Here is a 2200-nt window from a genome sequence, read left to right as displayed (position 1 = left end):
GTCTTCAGCCGCGCCAGCCGCTCGTCGAGGCGGGCCTCGTCGACCTCGCCGCCGCGCTGCTGGAGATGGTCGAGCGCCGCCTGGTCGATGACGAAGGTGTTCCGGCAGGCCGGGAGCGTGTCCGCGACCTGGCGGTAGAGCCCGTGCAGGGTGTCGGTCTCGAAGAAGGCCGCCACGGCCTCGCTGTCGCGGAGGATCCACTCCACCTGCTCGGCGGAGGACGTCTCGTAGATGGGGACGGTGACGGCCCCGGCCGCGAGGATGGCGAAGTCGAGCAGCACCCACTCGAGCCGCGTCTTCGACATCAGCCCGACGCGCTGCCCCGGCTCGACGCCGAGGGCGATCAACCCCCGGGCGAGCCGGCGCACCGTCTGGGCGACCTGCTCGGCGGTGAGTGACTCGAACCGGTCGCCGACGCGGTGCGAGAACATCGGCTTCGTCGGGTTGCGGCGTGCGTGCTCCAGCAGGGGCTGGAGCAGGTGCCCCTCCGGTGCGAGCGTGACCTGTCCCTGCCCCACGATCTCCTTCATCTGCGCGCTCCCACTCAGGATGACTCCTGGGCCTACCATGCTCCCGCGACCGCGCGGGCTCAGTGGTAAGAGGGGCCACTGTCGGACGTGTGACAGGGGGGCGGGCACGAAGTGCTCGCGGTGGACGATGCACCGCCGCTCCAGGGGCGAGGGACTACGGCCCACGGCCCACGTTCTTCTGGTAGCCGGACCCAGCTCGGAGCGAGGCGCAGGTGCGTGCTCTCTGCGCTACCGCTTCGAGAGGATGCGACCCTGCCCGTCGATGGCGTACTCGGCCCCGGCGTCAGGCACGATGAAGCCAGGAGCGCACTTCGACAGGTCCGGGGAGAGCAGGACGAAGAAGAGGTTGTCGTTGGCCTGCATCACGACCGTCCGATACGTGTCCCACCGGGCGAGACATTGGAACTCGGGTCCCTCCTGGTCCTCGGGCTTGATATGGGCGGGGAGATAGTCATTCATCGCCACCGAGAGGGCCTTCATCCTGGCCCCATCCAGGCGGACGCCACTTTCGTAGGAGTCCGGGAACCTGATGCTGGCTGCCTCCTCGGCTGGTGCCATCTGCGCCTTCTGGTACTTGTGATACCCAAGGCGCTCGATCAATACGCAGCCTGGAAGAACGCAGGTGGAGAGCAGAAGGGCAGGGAAGAGGAGTCTCATAAGCATCCAGGTTCGTGCATAGGAGGGGAGAAGATACGCGATGGTATTGGGCGGGGCGTATGCCAGTCCTCGCGTGGAGTGCCTCGTTGCTCCTGCTTGGGAGGCTTCCGCGATGTCAGTGCCTCGGACTACTCTGCGCGTACTGCGTCAGCAGGGGGACCTGAGAATGGCCGAGGAACGGACGTACCTGGAGCTGTCCGAGGACGGTGGCGGCTCGCACAAGTTCTACGAGGTGAAGCTGGAGGGCAACTCCCTCACCGTGCGCTATGGCCGCATCGGCGACAAGGGCCAGACGCAGGTCTCCAGCTTCCCGACCCCGGAGAAGGCGCTCGCCGAGGCCCGGAAGAAGATCAACGAGAAGGTCCGCAAGGGCTATGCCCCCGCTGTCCTGGGCATGCGCGCGAAGCGCTCCGTCACCCGCCGGGAGATCACCAGCGGCCGCTCCAACGCGACCCAGGCCCCGCTCCTCTGGAAGTTCAACTCGGGCGACCGCGCCTTCGGCATCTTCGTGGACGACTCGCGCTGCTGGATTGGCAACGAGAGTGGCTCCATCTACTCGGTGGACCACGAGGGCCGCACGCTCTCCCAGTTCCGCCTCGCCGATGGTGTGAAGTGCATCGTCGCCGATGACCGCTGGCTCTACGCTGGGTGCGACGACGGCCGCGTGTATGACCTCGGCGGCAAGGTGCCGCGCGTGGCCTACGCCATCTCGGATGACGTGGACATCTTCTGGCTGGACATCAAGGACGGTGTCCTCGGCGTGTCCGACGCGGGTGGCAAGCTCACCGCCATCAACCACGAGGACGAGTCCCAGTGGGTGAAGCAGAGCGTCGGTACCCACGGGTGGATGGTGCGCTGCGACGAGCTGGGCATGTACCACGGCCACGGACGCGGCCTCACCATGTACGACTGGGAGGACGGTCGCGAAATCTGGCACCGTCCCACCCAGGGCAACGTCATGTTCGGCTGGCAGGAGGAGTCGAGCCTCTATGCCTGCACCAGCCTGGGCTTCG

At 66.9% G+C, this 2200-nt stretch carries 3 protein-coding genes; 1 reads left to right on the top strand and 2 read right to left on the bottom strand.

Annotated features, from left to right (window positions below):
* Positions 1 to 530: AMP-binding protein (locus VF697_RS35720; RefSeq protein ID WP_331102161.1), on the bottom strand; the 530-nt coding region annotated here is incomplete at its 3' end.
* Positions 531 to 758: 228 nt separating this feature from the next.
* Complete coding sequence (locus VF697_RS35715) at positions 759 to 1010, bottom strand: hypothetical protein (protein WP_331102160.1); 252 nt, start codon at positions 1008 to 1010, stop codon at positions 759 to 761.
* A 343-nt stretch (positions 1011 to 1353) separates the two neighbouring features.
* On the opposite strand from VF697_RS35715, the gene VF697_RS35710 reads away from it, so the two are divergent.
* Positions 1354 to 2200, top strand: an 847-nt coding sequence (locus tag VF697_RS35710) for a WGR domain-containing protein (protein WP_331102159.1), incomplete at its 3' end; no start/stop codon positions are given.

It is taken from the genome of Archangium sp. (genome assembly GCF_036388035.1).
In the GTDB taxonomy this organism is placed as follows: Bacteria; Myxococcota; Myxococcia; order Myxococcales; family Myxococcaceae; genus Archangium.
This window is presented reverse-complemented; position numbering and strand designations above follow the sequence as displayed.